The organism is Halorubrum gandharaense (assembly GCF_054654575.1).
Genome location: NZ_BAAIET010000001.1, coordinates 976,528 through 991,843, shown reverse-complemented (window position 1 = coordinate 991,843; position 15,316 = coordinate 976,528). Strand labels below are relative to the sequence as shown.

Sequence of the window (15,316 nt, the reverse complement as noted above, 5' to 3'; positions counted from 1 at the left end):
CTACCACCGCAACTCGCTCACTCCACGTCCTCCAACGCACCCTCCTCGACGTAGATGGCGATCGGGAAGTCCCACAGTCGGATCTGGTGTTCCCGAGCGACGTAGCCGTCGAGATGCGGGTCGACCGACTCGCGGTCGTCGGCGTGCGCGACCACGACCGGCGGCGCGTCCGCGAGTTCGGCGGCGCGGTCGGCATCCGCGGGAATGGAGGTCACCTCGCCGCCCGCGCGCTCGTAGTACCACGGCAAGGGGAGCCGGTCGTACCACCCACCCGTTGCCCCCTTGTCGTCGGCCACCGACTCGTCGGCCACGTAAAAGGCGCCATCGCGGACCTCGCTGCCGACGAACAGGATGTCGGGGGTGTCAGGATCGCCCTCGTGGATGGCGATGGCGGCCTCCGTATCGTCCAGCGACTCGCGAAGGTCGTTGTGCGGCTGGGACCACTGGACCACCTCCGTCTGGTCGGGGTCCGCGGAGTTCCAGTAGGTGGCGGTCGGCGCGAACAGCCCGCCGGTCGCGACGAGCAGGACGAGCGCGGCCAGCACCGCCGTCTCGCGGTCGGCGGCGCTCCACGCCGCGAGTCCCTCGCGCATCACGTAGACGAGCCCGACTGCTGCGGGAATCGTCAGCGGGAGCGCGACGTGGACCGCCGACCAGGGCGCGTTGATGTCGGTCGCGGCCGGGTAGCCGACCAGACTCGCCAGCGCCCAGTAGACGGCGAAGGCGACGAACGCGCGGTTGCGCCCGGCGGGCGCGCCGCCCGCCTCTCCGCCGCCCCGCGCTCCGCCACCGGATTCGGAATCGGAACCGGCGTCGTGACCGGCCTCCGCCGTGGTGCCGTACCCGTCCACCACAAATCCGACGAGCGCGAGGACGCAGACGACCGCGGCGCCGTACGACAGCGTCTCCATCTCGTGGCGGAGGAACTCGAAGTAGGGGTTCCCCTCCTGCATGTCGCCGGCGATCCAGAGGTCAACCAGCTCGCGGGCGGAGCCGACCGTCGCCTCGTGGACCACCGCGCTCCACATCCCGGGCGACCCGAGCGACTGGTACAGCATCGGCCGCGGCGCGTAGAAGAACACGATCACGCCGAGGAAGACGACGGTCAGCCCGAGCAGGTGAACTGCAAGCGCGGCCAGCGGGGGCCAGTCGCCGGCGGCCTCACGAGCGCCCTTCCGGAGCCGGGACCACCACGAGCCGAGCGCGGCGCGCGGCGACCCCGACGCGCGCACGTCACGCAGGAAGCGGTGGTCCGCGACCAGCGTCGCCGCGCCGGCGAAACAGAGCACGTACAGCAGAGTGTTCGCCTTCGTCGTCAGCGACAATGCGAGAAAGAAGGCGGCCGGATAGAGGGACCACACCCGCCGCGTGTCCAGACTCCGAACCGCGAAGCCGAGCGCGACCAGCGCGAACCCGCCCACGAGCACGTCGTTGCGCATGAACCGCGAGTAGTACACCAGGAGCGGCGTGAACGCGAGGAAGCCGCCGAGCGCGACCACCTCCGCGCGGTCGAGATGCTTGCGGAACAGCCACGCCGACAGCGGGAGGAGCCCGCCGACGAGCGCGACGACGAGCCGCGCAGTGGCGTCGGTCGGCGGCAGCACGCCGAACACGCTCGCGTTGACGATCCGCAGGAACGGGCCGTGGATGATCGGCGCGTAGGCGAACTCGCCGGTCTCCGCGTAGCGCAGCGTCCAGTAGCCGACCCGGCCCTCGTCCCAGTGGAACACCCGCCCGCCGAGGTCGTACAGGCGGACGGCGAGCGCGAACAGCGTCACCGCGACGAGCGCGAGCGCCGTCTGCCCGTCCGGCGAGAGCTGGAGGGACCGCGGGAGGCGGTCCGCGGACGGGAGCAGTCCCCCGAGCGGACGGCGCCGTGTCATGCCCGGAGACACCGGCCGCTGGGATACAACTCTTTTCGTTCCGGACGCCCCCGTCGCTCCCGAATCCCCGCCGACCGCGGCTTATAAGCCCGCCCCCGCCGTCGTCGGTCACGAATGCTCCCGTCAGGCGAGGAGGCGACCGTCCCATGACGCTGGACAAACTCCGGCCGCTCGCGAGCAAGGCGATCCGGCCGTTCGTCGCCGGCGCCGACCGGCTCGGCGTCACGCCGAACATGGTGACGACGTTCTCGGTCGTCGTCGCCGCCCTTGCGGGATACGCGCTGTATCTCGCCGGCGACGCGCCCACGTGGTACCTGGTCGGCGCCACCCTCGTCCTGTTCACCGGGTTCCTGGACGTGCTCGACGGCGCGCTCGCCCGCGAGACCGGACTCGCCGCCGACTCCGGGGACTTCCTCGACCACGTCCTCGACCGCTACGGCGACGTGGTGATCCTCGCCGGCTTCGCGCTCGGCGCCGACCGCCCCGTCCTCGGCATGGCGGTACTGGCCGGGGTGCTCCTCACGGCGTATCTCGGGACGCAGGGGCACGCGCTCGACCTCGGCCGGATCTACGGCGGGGTGCTCGGGCGCGCGGACATCCTCGCGTTCGTCGGGGGCGTCAGCATCGTCGCGGCGTTCGCCAATCCCCCGATCTACGGCTTCACCGTTGTCGAGTGGGGGCTCGTCGTCCTCGTCGTGTTGAGCCACATCACCGCGCTCCAGCGGTTCTACTGGGCGTGGGGGGAGTTAGCGGAGCGAGAGCGCGCCGACGAGAACCGCTGAGCGCTACAGCTCGACGCTTGCGAGGTCGCTTTCCAGCTCCGCGACGTGCTCGTTGTACGCCTCGATGAACCCGCGGAACGGCTCGGCGAGTTCGCGCACGTCGGGCGCGGAGGGGTCCTCATACTGTGAGAGCAGGTAGACGCCGCCGCTCCCACCCGCCCGGAGGTACGAGACCGACCCCTCTTCCCACTTCAGCTCCCACCGAACGCCGTCAACACGAGCGGTGAAGGAGCCGTAGTCGTCGGCCTCGTACCGGTAGAGCTCACCCGCAATGACCGAGCACGCGTCCCGAACCGCATCGAGCACGCGGTCGCGCTCCGCGACCGCGTCCGCGGTCGAGGCGGGCTCCGGAAAGTCCGTTTCCACGTCGTCGAGGACTCCCGACAGCGAGGCGACGTAGTCGTTCCACGCCTCGACGAAGTTGGAATAGTCCTTGAGCGCCGTCGCGAGGTCCTGCGGGTCGGGCGGCTGTTTGGTCGAGACGACGTACGTGTCCGACCCGGATTTCGGGGAGAACAGCAGGAACTCCAGCGCGCCGGCCTCGTGTTTGACCGTCCACGTGCCGCCGGCCGTCGAGAGCTCCTGTCGGCCGTAGTCGCCGCCCTGGAGCCGAGCGAGCGCGTAGGCGATCTCGCCGGCGTGGTCGCGGACCGCCTCGACGACCTCGTCGCGGCGCGCGGCGACCGCGTCCGCGTCGGCCACGTCGAGATCGAGATCGGCAAGCGTAGTCACGACCGAACACCGGCGTCCCGTGCGGTTAACCTCACCGGAGCGGTGGTGGTGCGAAGACGCCACCGGCCCCCACACGAACCCTCACACGAACAACAGCGGCACCATGATCCCCACCCCGCCAGCAAACCCGGCGACCAGCGCGCGAGTGCCGCCGTCGGGAAGCGACGCGCCGCGCTCGCGCGCTTCGGGGATCAGCTCGTCGACCACGAGGTACAGCATGGCGCCGGCGGCGAAGCCGAATCCGACCGGGAGCAGCGTCTCCGCCGCGCGCACGAACTGGAAGGCGACGACGGCGGCGACCGGCTGCGGGAGACTGGAGAACACCGCCCACCACACCATCTTCGCGCGGGACGCGCCCATGTCGTGGAGCGGGATGGAGACGGCGACCCCCTCGGGGACGTTCTGGATCGCGATGGCGACGGTCATGAAGACGGCGAGCACCGGCACGCCGAACCCGAGGCCGATCGGGTCGACACCCTCCACGAGGCCGAGCTCGGCGAACGCGACGCCGACGGCGACCCCCTCCGGAAACGAGTGGACCGTGAGCACGCCGAGCACGAGCACGAGCGTCCGGAAGTCGGCCGCCTCGTACTGTGCCGGCGAGAGGTCGCGGCCGTCGAGAAGCCGCTGGCCGGCGACGACCACCGCCGCGCCGACGAGCAGGCCGACGCCGAGCTCCGCGGGCGTCCCCCACACCAGCCCCTCGAAGACGAGCCCGAACACCGAGGCGGCGCTCATGATCCCGGCAGCGACACCCCACATCGCGACCGTCGTGCGCGCCGAAAGCTCCTCGACGAAAAAGAAGGGGAGCGCGCCGAGGCCGGTCGCTAGACAGGTGACGAGTCCCGCGAGAAACACCAACAGGAGCGCCGCCGTCCCATCCATGTCCGACGCTTGGTCGCGACGCGGAAGTAGCTGTTTGCCGGCCGTGGCGGCGACCCCGGCAACGAGCCGGAGCCAAGCCGACTTCCAGCGTCCTCGTCGCAACCGTCGCCGGTGACTCCGACTTTATGAGGCAGCAAGCCGACAGCCGGCCCATGCACGCACGCGCGAGCGAGTTCGCGGAGACGGCCCGGGAACGCTACGACCTCGACCCGGACGTGGTGGAGTTCGACGAGGGGACGAAGACGGCGGCCGCAGCCGCCGACGCGGTGGGCTGTGAGACGGCCGCGATCGCTTCGACGATCATCGTCGAGCTCGAAGGGGGCGACCGCGACGGCGAGCTCGTCGCCGCGATCACGAGCGGCGCGAACCGGCTCGACCTCGACGCAGTCGCAGACCACTTCGGCGCCGATTCCGCGTCGATGGGCGACCCCGAGGAGATCCGGGAGGAGGTCGGCTGGTCGATCGGCGGCGTCCCGCCGATCTGCCATGATCGCGACCTCCCGACGGTGCTCGATCCCCGACTTGAGACGTACGAGACGGTGTACGGCGCCGCGGGCACGCCGAGTTCGATGTTCGCGATCGCCCCCGATCGCCTCGCGGAGCTCGCCGGCGCGACCGTCGTCGACCTCACGGAGTGAGGCTGACCCCTCCGAGGCCTGGTTGTTAAGACCCCACCCGAGAAGTAGGGAGAGTTATTAACTTAGATTTAGTAAATAACAATCCTTTTGTGTTAACCCGCGCTGAATACGTGTATGAGCCAATCACGTCGCACCCTTTTGAAGCGGAGCGCCGCGCTCCTCGGGACGGGAACCGCCGCCGGTCTCGCCGGCTGTTCGGACGCAATCGACCAGGCGGAAGAGGCCGTCGGCGAGTTCGACAGCGGGTACGCCGCCTTCTTCTCGCTCGCGGACTGGACGAACCAGATCGCCGGCGACCACGCCGATTTCGAGAACCCCGTCGAAGTCGGACAGATGGGCCACGGCTGGGAGCCACACGGCGACCTCACCGCTGACGTCGCCGCCACGGACGCGTTCGTCTATCTCGACACGCCGGAGTTCTCGTGGGCACAGGACCTCGCCGACTCGCTCGAATCCGACTACGACGATATCGCCGTCATCAACGGCCTCGAGGGGATGGAAGACGACTTCCTCGACTGGGACGCTGGTGATGGGCACGGCCACGAGGATGATCACGACCACGACGACGATTACGACGACCACGACGACCACGGCCACGCGCACGTCGAGGAGCTGGAGATCATCGACCGGGGCCACGACGAAGTCGTCGCCGACGTGCACGGCGACCACTGGCACGGGAGCCTGCCCGACGTCGAGGAGGGCGACTATCTCTCGCTCGGCGCCGAGTTCACCGACGACCACGGCGACCAGATCCACCTCGGCGAGAACGAGGAGTACCAGCTCAACGCTCGCGTCGCCGACGATGCGGACGACATCGTCTCCATCGAGAGCCACGGCGACCACATCCACGTCACCGGCGAGGAGGAGGGCCACACCGCGCTCGTCTTCCAGCTCTACCACGACGACCACGCCGACTGGGAGTCGCCGCCGCTCGATCTCGACGTCGGCGACGGTCACGACCACGGCGAGGAAGAGCACGACCACGGCGACCACGACCTTCACGTCGAGGAGTTCGAGCTGATCGACCGGAGCGACGACGAGGTCGCCGCCTCCGTCGACGGCGACCACTGGCACGGCAGCCTTCCCGCAATCGCCGAGGACGACTACCTCTCGCTCGGCGCACACGCCGAGACGGAGGACGGCGACCACGTCCACTTCGGCGAGGACGAGGAGTACCAGCTCGACGCCCGCGTCGCGGACGGCGAGGACGACGACGTCGTCTCGTTCGACTCACACGGCGACCACGTTCACGTCCACGGCGAGCACCACGGCCACGTCGACGTCGTCTTCCAGATCGTTCACGACGACCACGTCGACTGGGAGTCGCCGGCGCTCGAGGTCGATGTCGGTGACGAACACGCGGACGGAGAGGACGGACATGAGGACGAGCACGACGAGCGCGACGACCACGGTCACGCCCACGTCGGTGAGCTGGACATCATCAACCGGGACACCGACGAGGTCATCGCCGACGTGCACGGCGACCACTGGCACGGCGGGCTCCCCGATGTCGAGGTCGACGATTACCTCTCGCTCGGCGCCGAGTTCGTCGACGAGGACGGCGACCACATCCACCTCGGCGAGGACGAGGAGTACCAGCTCAACGCCCGCGTCGCCGACGACGCGGACGAGAACGTCTCCATCGAGAGCCACGGCGACCACATCCACGTCACCGGCGAGGAGGAAGGGAGCACGGAGCTCGTCTTCCAGCTCTACCACGACGACCACGCCGACTGGGAGGCGCCCCCGCTGGCGGTGTCGGTGGTTCCGGAGGGTGAAGCGGGCGAACACGACCACGGCTTCTTCGACCCGCACGTCTGGGTCGACCCCGTGCTCGCGAAGGACGTGGTCGACAACATCGCCGACGCCTTCGCGGAGCTCGACCCCGACAACGCCGAGGCATACGCCGACAACGCCGAGGCGTACCACGCGGAGCTCGACGAGATCGACGCCGCCTTCGAGGAGGCGGTCGCCGACGCACCCCGCGACGTGGGGGTGCTTGCCGGCCACGACTCCTTCCAGTACCTCGAGGAGCGGTACGGGTTCGACCTCCACTCGCCCGTGGGCGTCTCGCCGCACGACGAGCCGAGCCAGAACGACATCGCCGACACGATCGAGTTCGTGAACGAGCACGACATCGACGTGGTGCTGTACGACCGCTTCGAGGACCCGACCCTCGCCGAGGCGATCGTCGAGAACAGCGACGCCACCGAGGTGCTCGCCGTTACGCCCGCCGAAGGGACGACCCAAGCGTGGAACGAGGAGGGGTACGGCTACGTCGACCAGATGTTGGAGGTCAACGTTCCCGCGTTCCGCCGCGCGCTCGGCGGCGAGTAGGCACCGAGCCCGCGCCGAACGTCCTGCGAGCCAGCCGACCGTCCACCACCGCTGATACGCCGGCCCTCCCACTCCCGCATCACCCTGTGACGCCCCCACGCACCCATGAGCGAACTACAAGAGCTAAACGTCCCCACGACCGAAGAGGACCAACGACAGTGAGCACCGTAGTCGAGTTGGAGGACGTCACGTTCGCGTACGGCGACACGGTCGCCGTCAGAGACGTCTCTCTCACCGTCGAGTCCGGGGACTTTCTCGGGCTCGTGGGACCGAACGGCTCCGGAAAGACGACGCTGCTCCATCTGATGTTGGGACTCCACACGCCCGACTCCGGAACCGTCGAGCTGTTCGGCGAGTCCGTCGACGAGTTCGACGACGGCGGCCGGATCGGCTACGTCTCACAGCAGGCGACCAACCGCGGCGGGACGATGCCCGTCACCGTTCGCGAATGTGTGACGATGGGGCGGTTCGCGCACGCCGGCCACTCACAGCTGAGCGAGGCCGACAAGCGCATCGTCGAGGACGCGATCGAGACGGTCGGCATCGAGCCGCTCGCCGACCGCCTCGTCAACGAGCTCTCAGGCGGCCAGAAACAGCGGGCGTACATCGCCCGCGCGCTCGCGTCGGAGGCCGACCTGCTCGCGCTCGACGAGCCGACCGTCGGCGTCGACGCTGAATCCCGGGACGCGTTCTACGCGTTGCTCGACGACCTCAACGACCGCGGGATCACGATCATCCTCATCGAGCACGACATCGGCGTCGTCACCGACCGTGCGGACCATATCGCCTGCGTCAACACCGAACTGTTCCACCACGGCGACACCGAGTCGTTCGTGGAAAGCGACGCCCTCGAGGAAGCCTACGGCGCGACCGGTCAGGTCGTCCACCACCACCACTGATGAGCGACGACCGCACCACCACCGGGAACGACGACACCGGGAACGACGACGCTGCCCGGGCAGACGGCTCGACAGGCACTGTCGACGGTTCTGCAAGCGGCGTCGCCGAGGACGAGTCCGAACGCGCCACGGAGTCCGACACCCGGGACCTCCGCCGGACGGCCGAGCTCGTCGGCATCGGGCTTACCGGCGTCCTCGCGACGGTGATGCTCGCGTTCGTGCTGCTCTACTGGGCACGGGAGCTGCCGATCGCCGCCGACCTGTACGCCTCGTTCCGGACCGCCGGACTGGTGATGGACTTCTATCTCGGGACGAACGTGTTCCAGCACCCGATCATGTGGCAGTCGATGGCCACCGGCGTGTTCATCGGCATCGTCGCGCCGCTTGTCGGGTCCTTCCTCGTTCACCGCGAGATGGCGCTGATCGGCGAGACGCTCGCACACACCGCGTTCGCCGGCGTCGCCATCGGCCTGCTGTTCAACGCGGTGACGGGGTGGGACGGATCGCTGCTCGTCACCGCGCTCGTCGTCGCCGTGGTCGGCGCGCTCGCCGTCCAGTGGCTCACGGAACGGACGAACAGCTACGGCGACGTTCCCATCGCGATCATGCTCTCCGGGAGCTTCGCCGTTGGGACCCTGATCATCAGCTACGGGCGCGGGCTGACGGCGATCAACATCGAGGGGTACCTGTTCGGAAACTTGGCGATCGTCTCGCCGTTCGGCGCGCGGCTGATGGCCGCGCTCTCGCTGGTCGTCGTCGTTGCCATCGCGTTGACATACAAGCAGCTGCTGTTCATCACGTTCGACGAGCAGGCGGCCCGCGTCGCCCGACTCAACGTCACCGGCTACAACACGCTGCTGATCGTGATGACGGCGGTGGTCGTCGTCGGCGCGATGCAGGTGCTCGGCGTCATCCTCGTGGCCGCGATGATCGTCGTGCCAGTGGCCGCCGCCTCGCAGCTCGCTCGGAGCTTCCGGGAGACGATGTACCTCTCCGTGATCTTCGGGCAGATTTCGGTGATCGTCGGCTTCGCCTTCTCGATCAGCCAGGGGCTCCCCTCCGGGGGTTCCATCGTGGTCGCCGCGATCGCCCTCTACCTCGGCGCCATTGCCCTCTCGGGCTTCTCGGTGAAGGCGATCTCGACGCACGGATGACATCCTCCTCGCCATGAACGGCGAGGTTTCCTCTCGCTGGGGGTATTGTTTACCGACCCACGGAGGCAACTTGCGGGTTCGTATGCTCCTCGTTGAGAACTGAGCGTGGTGACTCTGACCATGAATGGTCGTCCCACTTGAGGCATACAGGCCGTGCCATCGACCGTGTTACCGTCGTCTGCCGTCTCAAGAACGTTTCCGACGCTGTGAGGTCTGCGTGACCCTCGAACCCACACGGACACGTCAGCGTGTCCCGGTGGCGCGTCGTGTCCTCTGTCGAACCACAGTTGGGACACTCTTGACTTGTCCACGCTTCCGACCGTACTTCCACCGAGATACCGTACTCCTCGGCGGTACACGCCAGTCGATTCACGAACGCCCTGAACGCCCAGAAGTTGTGCGTCTTCGCGTTCGTCTCCACCGACCAGTGGGTTTCCAGTACATCCGTCAACGCCCCGACGTACACTGTCTCAACCCCCTCATCGTACAGGCGTTCGATAAGGTCTCTTGCGAGTGCGTCTTGGGCGTGGTCACGTCTCTTAGTACGCCGGTCGTACAGGCGTCGGATGCGATGACTACTGTATCGACCGTCCTCCAAAAGCGACTGGAGCCGGGCGATTTCTCGCGTCGTTTCGCGGAATCGTTTGAACAGCTCGCGCCCTTCGTACAGGAGTTGCTGGCCGGTCGTGGTTGTGCAGGCGACGAGATTGTTCGCACCGATGTCCAGAGCGGCTTCTTCCGAAGCCAGTGGTTGTGCCAGTCGAGAATCATCAATAGTGACTGGCTGAAAGGCCCTGAACGTCTGTGCTTGCTCGTCGTAGAAGAACTCTAACCGCCCCTGCTTCTCGTACCCCTTCCAGTTGGGGTTGCCTCGAACTTCGAGTCGGAGACGTTCGCAGTGTCCAAGCCCGTACTCGTTTTTTAGGTCTTTGCCAACGAGGATTTCGAGTCGGGAGTATTCACCCCACTCGACCGAGTACGATGTGTTTCGGATATACGTGCGGAGTTCTCGCCCCTCATCTGCGTTACCCCAGAATCCGGGCTTGCCGTTGGCTTCACCCTTCTTTTTGAGGCTGAAGAACGATTTCCACGCTTCGCGATTCTTTCGTTCGAGTTGCTGAACCGTGGATGCGCCGAGTGTTCCGCCGTAGCGACCGCGATACTCGCTGATGTCCCACACGTCGCCGTCTGGGTCTGCGTAGTTCTCGCGGCGTTCGTAGTTGATTTCGTTCCAGAGAGCGGCAGAAGCGTCCAACAGACGTCGAAGCAACTCCTCGTCCTCGTCGGACTGGGGAATCACTTCGAATGTGTTGGCTCGCTTCATCAACTACGGGTTGTATCGGAACACACATAAAAGTGTGTTCTATGTGTTACAATATGGTCGAAGTCCGTATCGAGTTCGATGACGATGAACAGTACGAGCGATTGAAGGAACTGAAGAAGCATCGTGGATTGACGTGGAAGGGGCTGCTTCTCGAAGGCGAGAAGAAAGTTAGGGAGGATACCCCAGAGTGAGCATCGGGCGTGGTCCGTGAAGTAGAGTGTCGGATTCACGCCCGCCTAAAGGGCGGGACTCTCTCCTTGATTCAGGTAGCGGGGCCGAACGAAGTGAGGCCCCGAAAGCGAGCGGTGAAACCGCGAGCCCCCAACCCCACCAAGCGCCCGCCGGCGAGCGCCAGTTTCGCCCCGTTTCCACAGACCCTTAAGGCGCCAACGACACTCACGACTATGGCAGACACCGAGACCTACACCGTGACCGGACCGGACGGCGACGAGGACACCGTCGAACTTCCTGCAGGCCTCGTGGACACGATGGCCGAGGAGGGCGAGGAGCCGACGAAGGTGCTCACCGACGTCGTGCTGCAGGCGATGGCACAGCAGGCGCACGCACTCGTCCACCACAGCGAGGGCGAGGTGCCCGCCGACATCGCGGAGATGAACGAGACCGCCGAGCGACTGTTCGAGGAGCGCTTCGGCGTCTCCCTGCAGGAAGCGATCGGCCACTCGCACTAACCAGCCACCTCGCGACGTTTCTCCCCTTTTAAAAGACCGCCGAGCGGTGCGACCGACGACGGCGAGCGCCACAGTCCGCGGACGGTGTCCCCTGAGGGGAGCCACCTTTTTGAGAAATTCCGCTGATCGCGGGCGTCCCTCCGGTCGACCCGCTACTCCCCCGCGGCCGCAAACTGCTTCCGCACCTTCTCGATCTTCGGGTCCGCGTGGAACGTGCAGTAGGCGTCGCCGGGGTTCTTCTCGTAGTAGTTCTGGTGTTTCTCCTCCGCCCGGTGGAACGTCTCCAGCGGCTCGATCTCCGTGACGATTTCGTCGTCGTACACGTCCTCGTCTTCGAGCCCCTCGACGTACTCGCGGGCGACGCGCGCCTGCTCCTCGTTGTGGGTGAGAATGATCGACCGGTACTGGCTCCCTACGTCGGGGCCCTGCCGGTTGAGCTGTGTCGGGTCGTGGACGGTGAAAAACACCTTCAGGATGTCGGCGTACGAGAGTTCGTCGGGGTCGTACTCCACTTGGATGACCTCCGCGTGTCCCGTCTCGCCGGAGCAGACTTCCCGGTAGGTCGGATCCTCGGTATGGCCACCGGCGTAGCCGGACGTGACATCGCGGACGCCGGGCACCTCCTCGAAGGCCGCCTCGGTACACCAGAAACAGCCGCCGCCGAGCGTCGCGGTTTCGGTTTCGCTCATGTTGCAGCGTTGGTGGTGCCCGGATAAAGGCGCGTCGGCGACTGCTGGCGGTCGTCGGCCGGCAACCTTGCCAGCGAACGGTACATCTTTCACCACGCCCGAGCGAGGAACGCTTATGGTAACGCTGGGACTGGTGGTGGCGCAGTTCAACGAGCGCGTCACGGCACCGATGGCCGAGGCCGCCCGCGAGGCGGCCGCCGAGCGCGACGCCGTGATCGCCGACGAACTCGCCGTGCCGGGCGCGTACGACAGCCCGCTGGCTGCCGACCGGCTCGCACGGCGCGACGGGATCGACGCCGTGGCCGTCGTGGGCGCCATCGTCACCGGCGACACCGAACACGACCGCGTCATCGCCGACGCGACCGCCGCGAAGCTGACGGACGTGAGCCTCGACCGCGACACGCCCGTCACCTTCGGCGTGAGCGGCCCGGGAATGTCCGGCGCCGAGGCACGCGAGCGGATCGACAAGGGTGCGGACGCGGTCGACGCCGCGATCGACCTCGCGGAGGAACTTCAATGAGCGACGCATACGACTTTTCAGACCGAATCGGACGTGTAGCCCCCAGCGCGACGCTGGCGATCTCCAACCTCGCCGCCGAGAAGAAGGCCGAGGGCGCCGACGTGATCGACCTCTCGGTCGGCGAACCGGACTTCGACACGCCGGAAAACGTCGTCGAGGCCGGCAAGGCCGCGCTCGACGCGGGCCACACCGGCTACACCTCCTCGAACGGGATTCCCGCACTCCGAGAGGCGATCGCCGCGAAGCTCCGCGACAACGGCGTCGACGCCGACGCCGACGAGGTGATCGTCACCCCCGGCGGCAAGCAGGCGCTGTACGAGACGTTCCAGACGCTGATCGACGACGGCGACGAGGTCGTCCTGCTGGACCCCGCGTGGGTCTCCTACGAGGCGATGGCGAAGCTCGCCGGCGGCGAGCTCTCCCGCGTCGACCTCGCGCCCCACGGCTTCCAGCTGGAGCCCGCTCTCGACGAACTCGGCGAGGCCGTCTCCGACGACACCGAGCTGCTCGTCGTCAACTCCCCGTCGAACCCCACCGGCGCCGTCTTCTCCGAGACGGCACTCGAAGGCGTCCGCGACCTCGCCGTCGAGCACGACGTGGCCGTCATCTCCGACGAGATCTACGAGCGGATCACCTACGGCGTCGAGCCGACCTCGCTTGCGAGCCTCGACGGAATGGCCGACCGGACGATCACGATCAACGGCTTCTCGAAGGCGTACTCGATGACCGGCTGGCGGCTCGGCTACCTCCACGCCACCGAGGAGTTCGTCGGGGAGGCCGGCAAGCTCCACTCGCACTCCGTCTCGTGTGCGACCAACTTCGTCCAGCAGGCCGGCGTCGAGGCGCTGGAGAACACCGAGGAGTCCGTCACCGAGATGCGCGACGCCTTCCGCGAGCGTCGTGACCTCCTCGTCGACCTGTTCGACGAGCACGGCGTCGACGTGGACGTCGGCGACGGCGCCTTCTACATGATGATCCCGGTGGACGACGACGACAAGGACTGGTGTACCCGCGCCATCGAGCAGGCCTCCGTCGCCTGCGTCCCCGGCAGCGCGTTCAACGCCGACGGGCACGCCCGGATCTCCTACGCCGCCAGCGAGGAGCGACTCCGAGAGGCCGTCGACCGCCTCGTCGCGAACGACCTGCTGTAGGGCGCCGGCGATCGCCTTTTAACGGAGGTGGGAGACTGCCATCGCCTTTTGAGGGTTGGCCTGAAGTCTGACCGCCTTTGAGTCGTTGGAATCCTTTATAAGAGACCCGTTCCCCGCTAAGTTGTCTGTGCAGGATCCTCGGTGAGTGATATCGGGAGTAGGTGTATTACGTGAGTTGGTGTGGCGTTTATAAGTGGGACGTGGAGGGTTCTGTCTCTCGTTTGTAAGGAGAATTTATCCGGTGAGTCGGTGGTTCTGCGCCGGCGAACATCTTCAAAGCCCCAGCCGGCTCCGGTCGAGGGTTCCGGAAGACGCTCCGGCTCGCTGCGCTCGCCGGCTGCGACTTCCATCGTCCCGCTCGCACACTCGCGGGACGCTCGCTGCGCGCTCAAAAGGCCTCTCCGCACCGCCCGGCCTTTTGAGTGCTTACGTCGCCCGTCTTCCCGGACCACGGGCGAGACGGTCGGAGCCGTCTCGCTGTTTCCCGCCTGCGGCGGGAACGGCTGCCCCTTTGAGTCCCACCCCGCACGGCACAGCAACCGCACCTCACGCCTCCCCAACCTCGGCAGACGGACGCCGGCGGGAAACCGCTCCGCCGGCGCCCGCTGCCTCCCTCGCGCTCCGGCTCGCGCCTTCTCAGGCGCTCGCCGGGCGCGCCACCGCACCGCATCTCGTTTATAAGGGGAGCGTCACACTCTCTCGACCGTTTATATGCCACGTCGCCGGCGATGATCTGCAACACTCACTCCCGGCATCAAGCAACAAGCAGTCTTCGTTCACTGATCAGAGCGTTCGACCTGTGCCCGGAGAATGACACACCACCAAATCTTCCGTTTATAAGCCGCCACCCGAACCCCACACCACCTTCTACTCCCGCCACTCGGCGACCGCCCGCACCGGGGAGCCGTCGCCGTCGTAGATCCGGAGCGGGAAGGCGTACAGTCGGAAGCGGTCGGGGAGACTCCCGAGCTCGGTCAGGTTCTCGACGATGGGGAGCCCGGCGCCGAGCAGCACGTCGTGTGCGGGGGTGCCGTCGGGCTCGTCGTCGGGCGCGTCGCCGTCCGCGGGCGGCGTCGGGTCCGGAGAGAAGGCGTCGAGGGCGACGCCGCACTCCAACTCCCGGCAGCGCTCGGCGGCCTCCACGGAGAGATACGGGTGGTCACGGTAGCGGTCGGTCCCCCAGTGGGGCGCCCACCCGGTTCGAATCACGAGCAGGTCCACCTCGGCGGCGACCGCGTCGCCGGGCGCGGGCAGCGCCGACGCCGGAATCGCCTCGCGCGGGCCGAGTGGATGGGCGTCGACCAACAGCGCGTCGAACGCGAACCGCCCGACCGGGAGGTCGTCGATCGTCCCGCCGTCGTCGACCATGTGCCGCGGTGCGTCGACGTGGGTGCCCGCGTGCGTCCCCATCCGGAGTTCGCTGGAGGCGTAGCCGTCGGCCTCGTTGGTCGCGGTTCGCGAGACCGACACGTCGCCGTCGCCGGGGTACGTCGGCATGCCGGATTCGACCACCTGCGAGAGGTCCTGGAACATGTGCGAGTGGTCGGCCGGCGGCGACCTAAAAGGTGGGGCGGAGTCGCTGGTCTGATCTCCTGAAAGAGGAAGACAGTTGGTGTTCACGTGTTACGGACGA

The 15,316-nt window shown here is 67.3% G+C and carries 15 protein-coding genes; 9 read left to right on the top strand and 6 right to left on the bottom strand.

The genetic code is table 11. The features are described from left to right. Positions 1-17 precede the first annotated feature (17 nt). On the bottom strand, positions 18-1,883 hold the full coding sequence (locus ACYQ07_RS04675; RefSeq protein ID WP_459878063.1) for a flippase activity-associated protein Agl23: 1,866 nt from the start codon (positions 1,881-1,883) through the stop codon (positions 18-20). Positions 1,884-2,029: 146 nt separating this feature from the next. Between ACYQ07_RS04675 and ACYQ07_RS04670 the strand changes: the two genes are divergently transcribed. Further along, positions 2,030-2,665 (top strand): CDP-alcohol phosphatidyltransferase family protein, encoded by a 636-nt coding sequence (locus ACYQ07_RS04670; protein WP_459878060.1) that lies wholly within the window; start codon positions 2,030-2,032, stop codon positions 2,663-2,665. A 3-nt stretch (positions 2,666-2,668) separates the two neighbouring features. On the opposite strand, the gene ACYQ07_RS04665 is transcribed toward ACYQ07_RS04670, so the two are convergent. Both ACYQ07_RS04665 and ACYQ07_RS04660 read right to left on the bottom strand, forming a co-directional pair. Further along, a complete protein-coding gene (locus ACYQ07_RS04665) occupies positions 2,669-3,397 on the bottom strand; it encodes a profilin-fold protein (protein WP_459878057.1) in 729 nt (242 codons plus the stop codon). A gap of 81 nt (positions 3,398-3,478) precedes the next feature. Then, positions 3,479-4,282 (bottom strand): ZIP family metal transporter, encoded by an 804-nt coding sequence (locus ACYQ07_RS04660; protein WP_459878055.1) that lies wholly within the window; start codon positions 4,280-4,282, stop codon positions 3,479-3,481. 152 nt (positions 4,283-4,434) lie between these two features. Here ACYQ07_RS04660 and ACYQ07_RS04655 point away from each other — a divergent pair, with 152 nt between their 5' ends. The 4 genes from ACYQ07_RS04655 to ACYQ07_RS04640 all read left to right on the top strand — a co-directional run bounded on the left by ACYQ07_RS04655 (position 4,435) and on the right by ACYQ07_RS04640 (position 9,310). Beyond that, on the top strand, positions 4,435-4,920 hold the full coding sequence (locus ACYQ07_RS04655) for a YbaK/EbsC family protein (RefSeq protein ID WP_459878052.1): 486 nt from the start codon (positions 4,435-4,437) through the stop codon (positions 4,918-4,920). A gap of 114 nt (positions 4,921-5,034) precedes the next feature. Then, positions 5,035-7,257, top strand: coding sequence for a metal ABC transporter solute-binding protein, Zn/Mn family (locus ACYQ07_RS04650; protein WP_459878049.1), 2,223 nt, complete (start codon positions 5,035-5,037; stop codon positions 7,255-7,257). A gap of 158 nt (positions 7,258-7,415) precedes the next feature. Then, positions 7,416-8,156: a metal ABC transporter ATP-binding protein gene (locus ACYQ07_RS04645; RefSeq protein WP_459878045.1), complete on the top strand. Its 741-nt coding sequence runs from the start codon at positions 7,416-7,418 to the stop codon at positions 8,154-8,156. Then, complete coding sequence (locus ACYQ07_RS04640) at positions 8,156-9,310, top strand: metal ABC transporter permease (RefSeq protein WP_459878042.1); 1,155 nt, start codon at positions 8,156-8,158, stop codon at positions 9,308-9,310. Before ACYQ07_RS04645 ends, ACYQ07_RS04640 begins: the two co-directional genes overlap by 1 nt. Positions 9,311-9,359: 49 nt before the next feature. On the opposite strand, the gene ACYQ07_RS04635 is transcribed toward ACYQ07_RS04640, so the two are convergent. Then, positions 9,360-10,634 (bottom strand): RNA-guided endonuclease InsQ/TnpB family protein, encoded by a 1,275-nt coding sequence (locus tag ACYQ07_RS04635; protein ID WP_459878039.1) that lies wholly within the window; start codon positions 10,632-10,634, stop codon positions 9,360-9,362. Between the two features lie 53 nt (positions 10,635-10,687). On the opposite strand from ACYQ07_RS04635, the gene ACYQ07_RS04630 reads away from it, so the two are divergent. Continuing rightward, positions 10,688-10,825: a hypothetical protein gene (locus ACYQ07_RS04630; protein WP_013440500.1), complete on the top strand. Its 138-nt coding sequence runs from the start codon at positions 10,688-10,690 to the stop codon at positions 10,823-10,825. 213 nt (positions 10,826-11,038) lie between these two features. Beyond that, entirely contained in the window at positions 11,039-11,323 is a 285-nt protein-coding gene (locus tag ACYQ07_RS04625) for a DUF7545 family protein (RefSeq protein WP_459878035.1), read from the top strand. Positions 11,324-11,475: 152 nt separating this feature from the next. Here ACYQ07_RS04625 and msrA read toward each other — a convergent pair whose 3' ends face one another. Continuing rightward, positions 11,476-12,012, bottom strand: coding sequence for a peptide-methionine (S)-S-oxide reductase MsrA (gene msrA, locus ACYQ07_RS04620; protein ID WP_459878032.1), 537 nt, complete (start codon positions 12,010-12,012; stop codon positions 11,476-11,478). Between the two features lie 115 nt (positions 12,013-12,127). Between msrA and ribH the strand changes: the two genes are divergently transcribed. Both ribH and ACYQ07_RS04610 read left to right on the top strand, forming a co-directional pair. Then, a complete protein-coding gene (ribH, locus tag ACYQ07_RS04615; RefSeq protein WP_459878029.1) occupies positions 12,128-12,532 on the top strand; it encodes a 6,7-dimethyl-8-ribityllumazine synthase in 405 nt (134 codons plus the stop codon). Further along, a complete protein-coding gene (locus ACYQ07_RS04610) occupies positions 12,529-13,683 on the top strand; it encodes a pyridoxal phosphate-dependent aminotransferase (protein ID WP_459878026.1) in 1,155 nt (384 codons plus the stop codon). Before ribH ends, ACYQ07_RS04610 begins: the two co-directional genes overlap by 4 nt. An 867-nt stretch (positions 13,684-14,550) precedes the next feature. Here ACYQ07_RS04610 and ACYQ07_RS04605 read toward each other — a convergent pair. Then, positions 14,551-15,216: a cyclase family protein gene (locus tag ACYQ07_RS04605; RefSeq protein WP_459878023.1), complete on the bottom strand. Its 666-nt coding sequence runs from the start codon at positions 15,214-15,216 to the stop codon at positions 14,551-14,553. Between the last annotated feature and the right edge of the window lie 100 nt (positions 15,217-15,316).

Coding starts and splice junctions, on each gene's coding strand:
- ACYQ07_RS04660 (WP_459878055.1), bottom strand. CDS start 4,282: ATGGATGGGACGGCGGCGCTCCTGTTGGTGTTTCTCGCGGGACTCGTC.
- ACYQ07_RS04630 (WP_013440500.1), top strand. CDS start 10,688: ATGGTCGAAGTCCGTATCGAGTTCGATGACGATGAACAGTACGAGCGA.
- ACYQ07_RS04625 (WP_459878035.1), top strand. CDS start 11,039: ATGGCAGACACCGAGACCTACACCGTGACCGGACCGGACGGCGACGAG.
- ACYQ07_RS04640 (WP_459878042.1), top strand. CDS start 8,156: ATGAGCGACGACCGCACCACCACCGGGAACGACGACACCGGGAACGAC.
- ACYQ07_RS04635 (WP_459878039.1), bottom strand. CDS start 10,634: ATGAAGCGAGCCAACACATTCGAAGTGATTCCCCAGTCCGACGAGGAC.
- ribH (WP_459878029.1), top strand. CDS start 12,128: ATGGTAACGCTGGGACTGGTGGTGGCGCAGTTCAACGAGCGCGTCACG.
- ACYQ07_RS04650 (WP_459878049.1), top strand. CDS start 5,035: ATGAGCCAATCACGTCGCACCCTTTTGAAGCGGAGCGCCGCGCTCCTC.
- ACYQ07_RS04675 (WP_459878063.1), bottom strand. CDS start 1,883: ATGACACGGCGCCGTCCGCTCGGGGGACTGCTCCCGTCCGCGGACCGC.
- ACYQ07_RS04655 (WP_459878052.1), top strand. CDS start 4,435: ATGCACGCACGCGCGAGCGAGTTCGCGGAGACGGCCCGGGAACGCTAC.
- msrA (WP_459878032.1), bottom strand. CDS start 12,012: ATGAGCGAAACCGAAACCGCGACGCTCGGCGGCGGCTGTTTCTGGTGT.
- ACYQ07_RS04670 (WP_459878060.1), top strand. CDS start 2,030: ATGACGCTGGACAAACTCCGGCCGCTCGCGAGCAAGGCGATCCGGCCG.
- ACYQ07_RS04610 (WP_459878026.1), top strand. CDS start 12,529: ATGAGCGACGCATACGACTTTTCAGACCGAATCGGACGTGTAGCCCCC.
- ACYQ07_RS04605 (WP_459878023.1), bottom strand. CDS start 15,216: ATGTTCCAGGACCTCTCGCAGGTGGTCGAATCCGGCATGCCGACGTAC.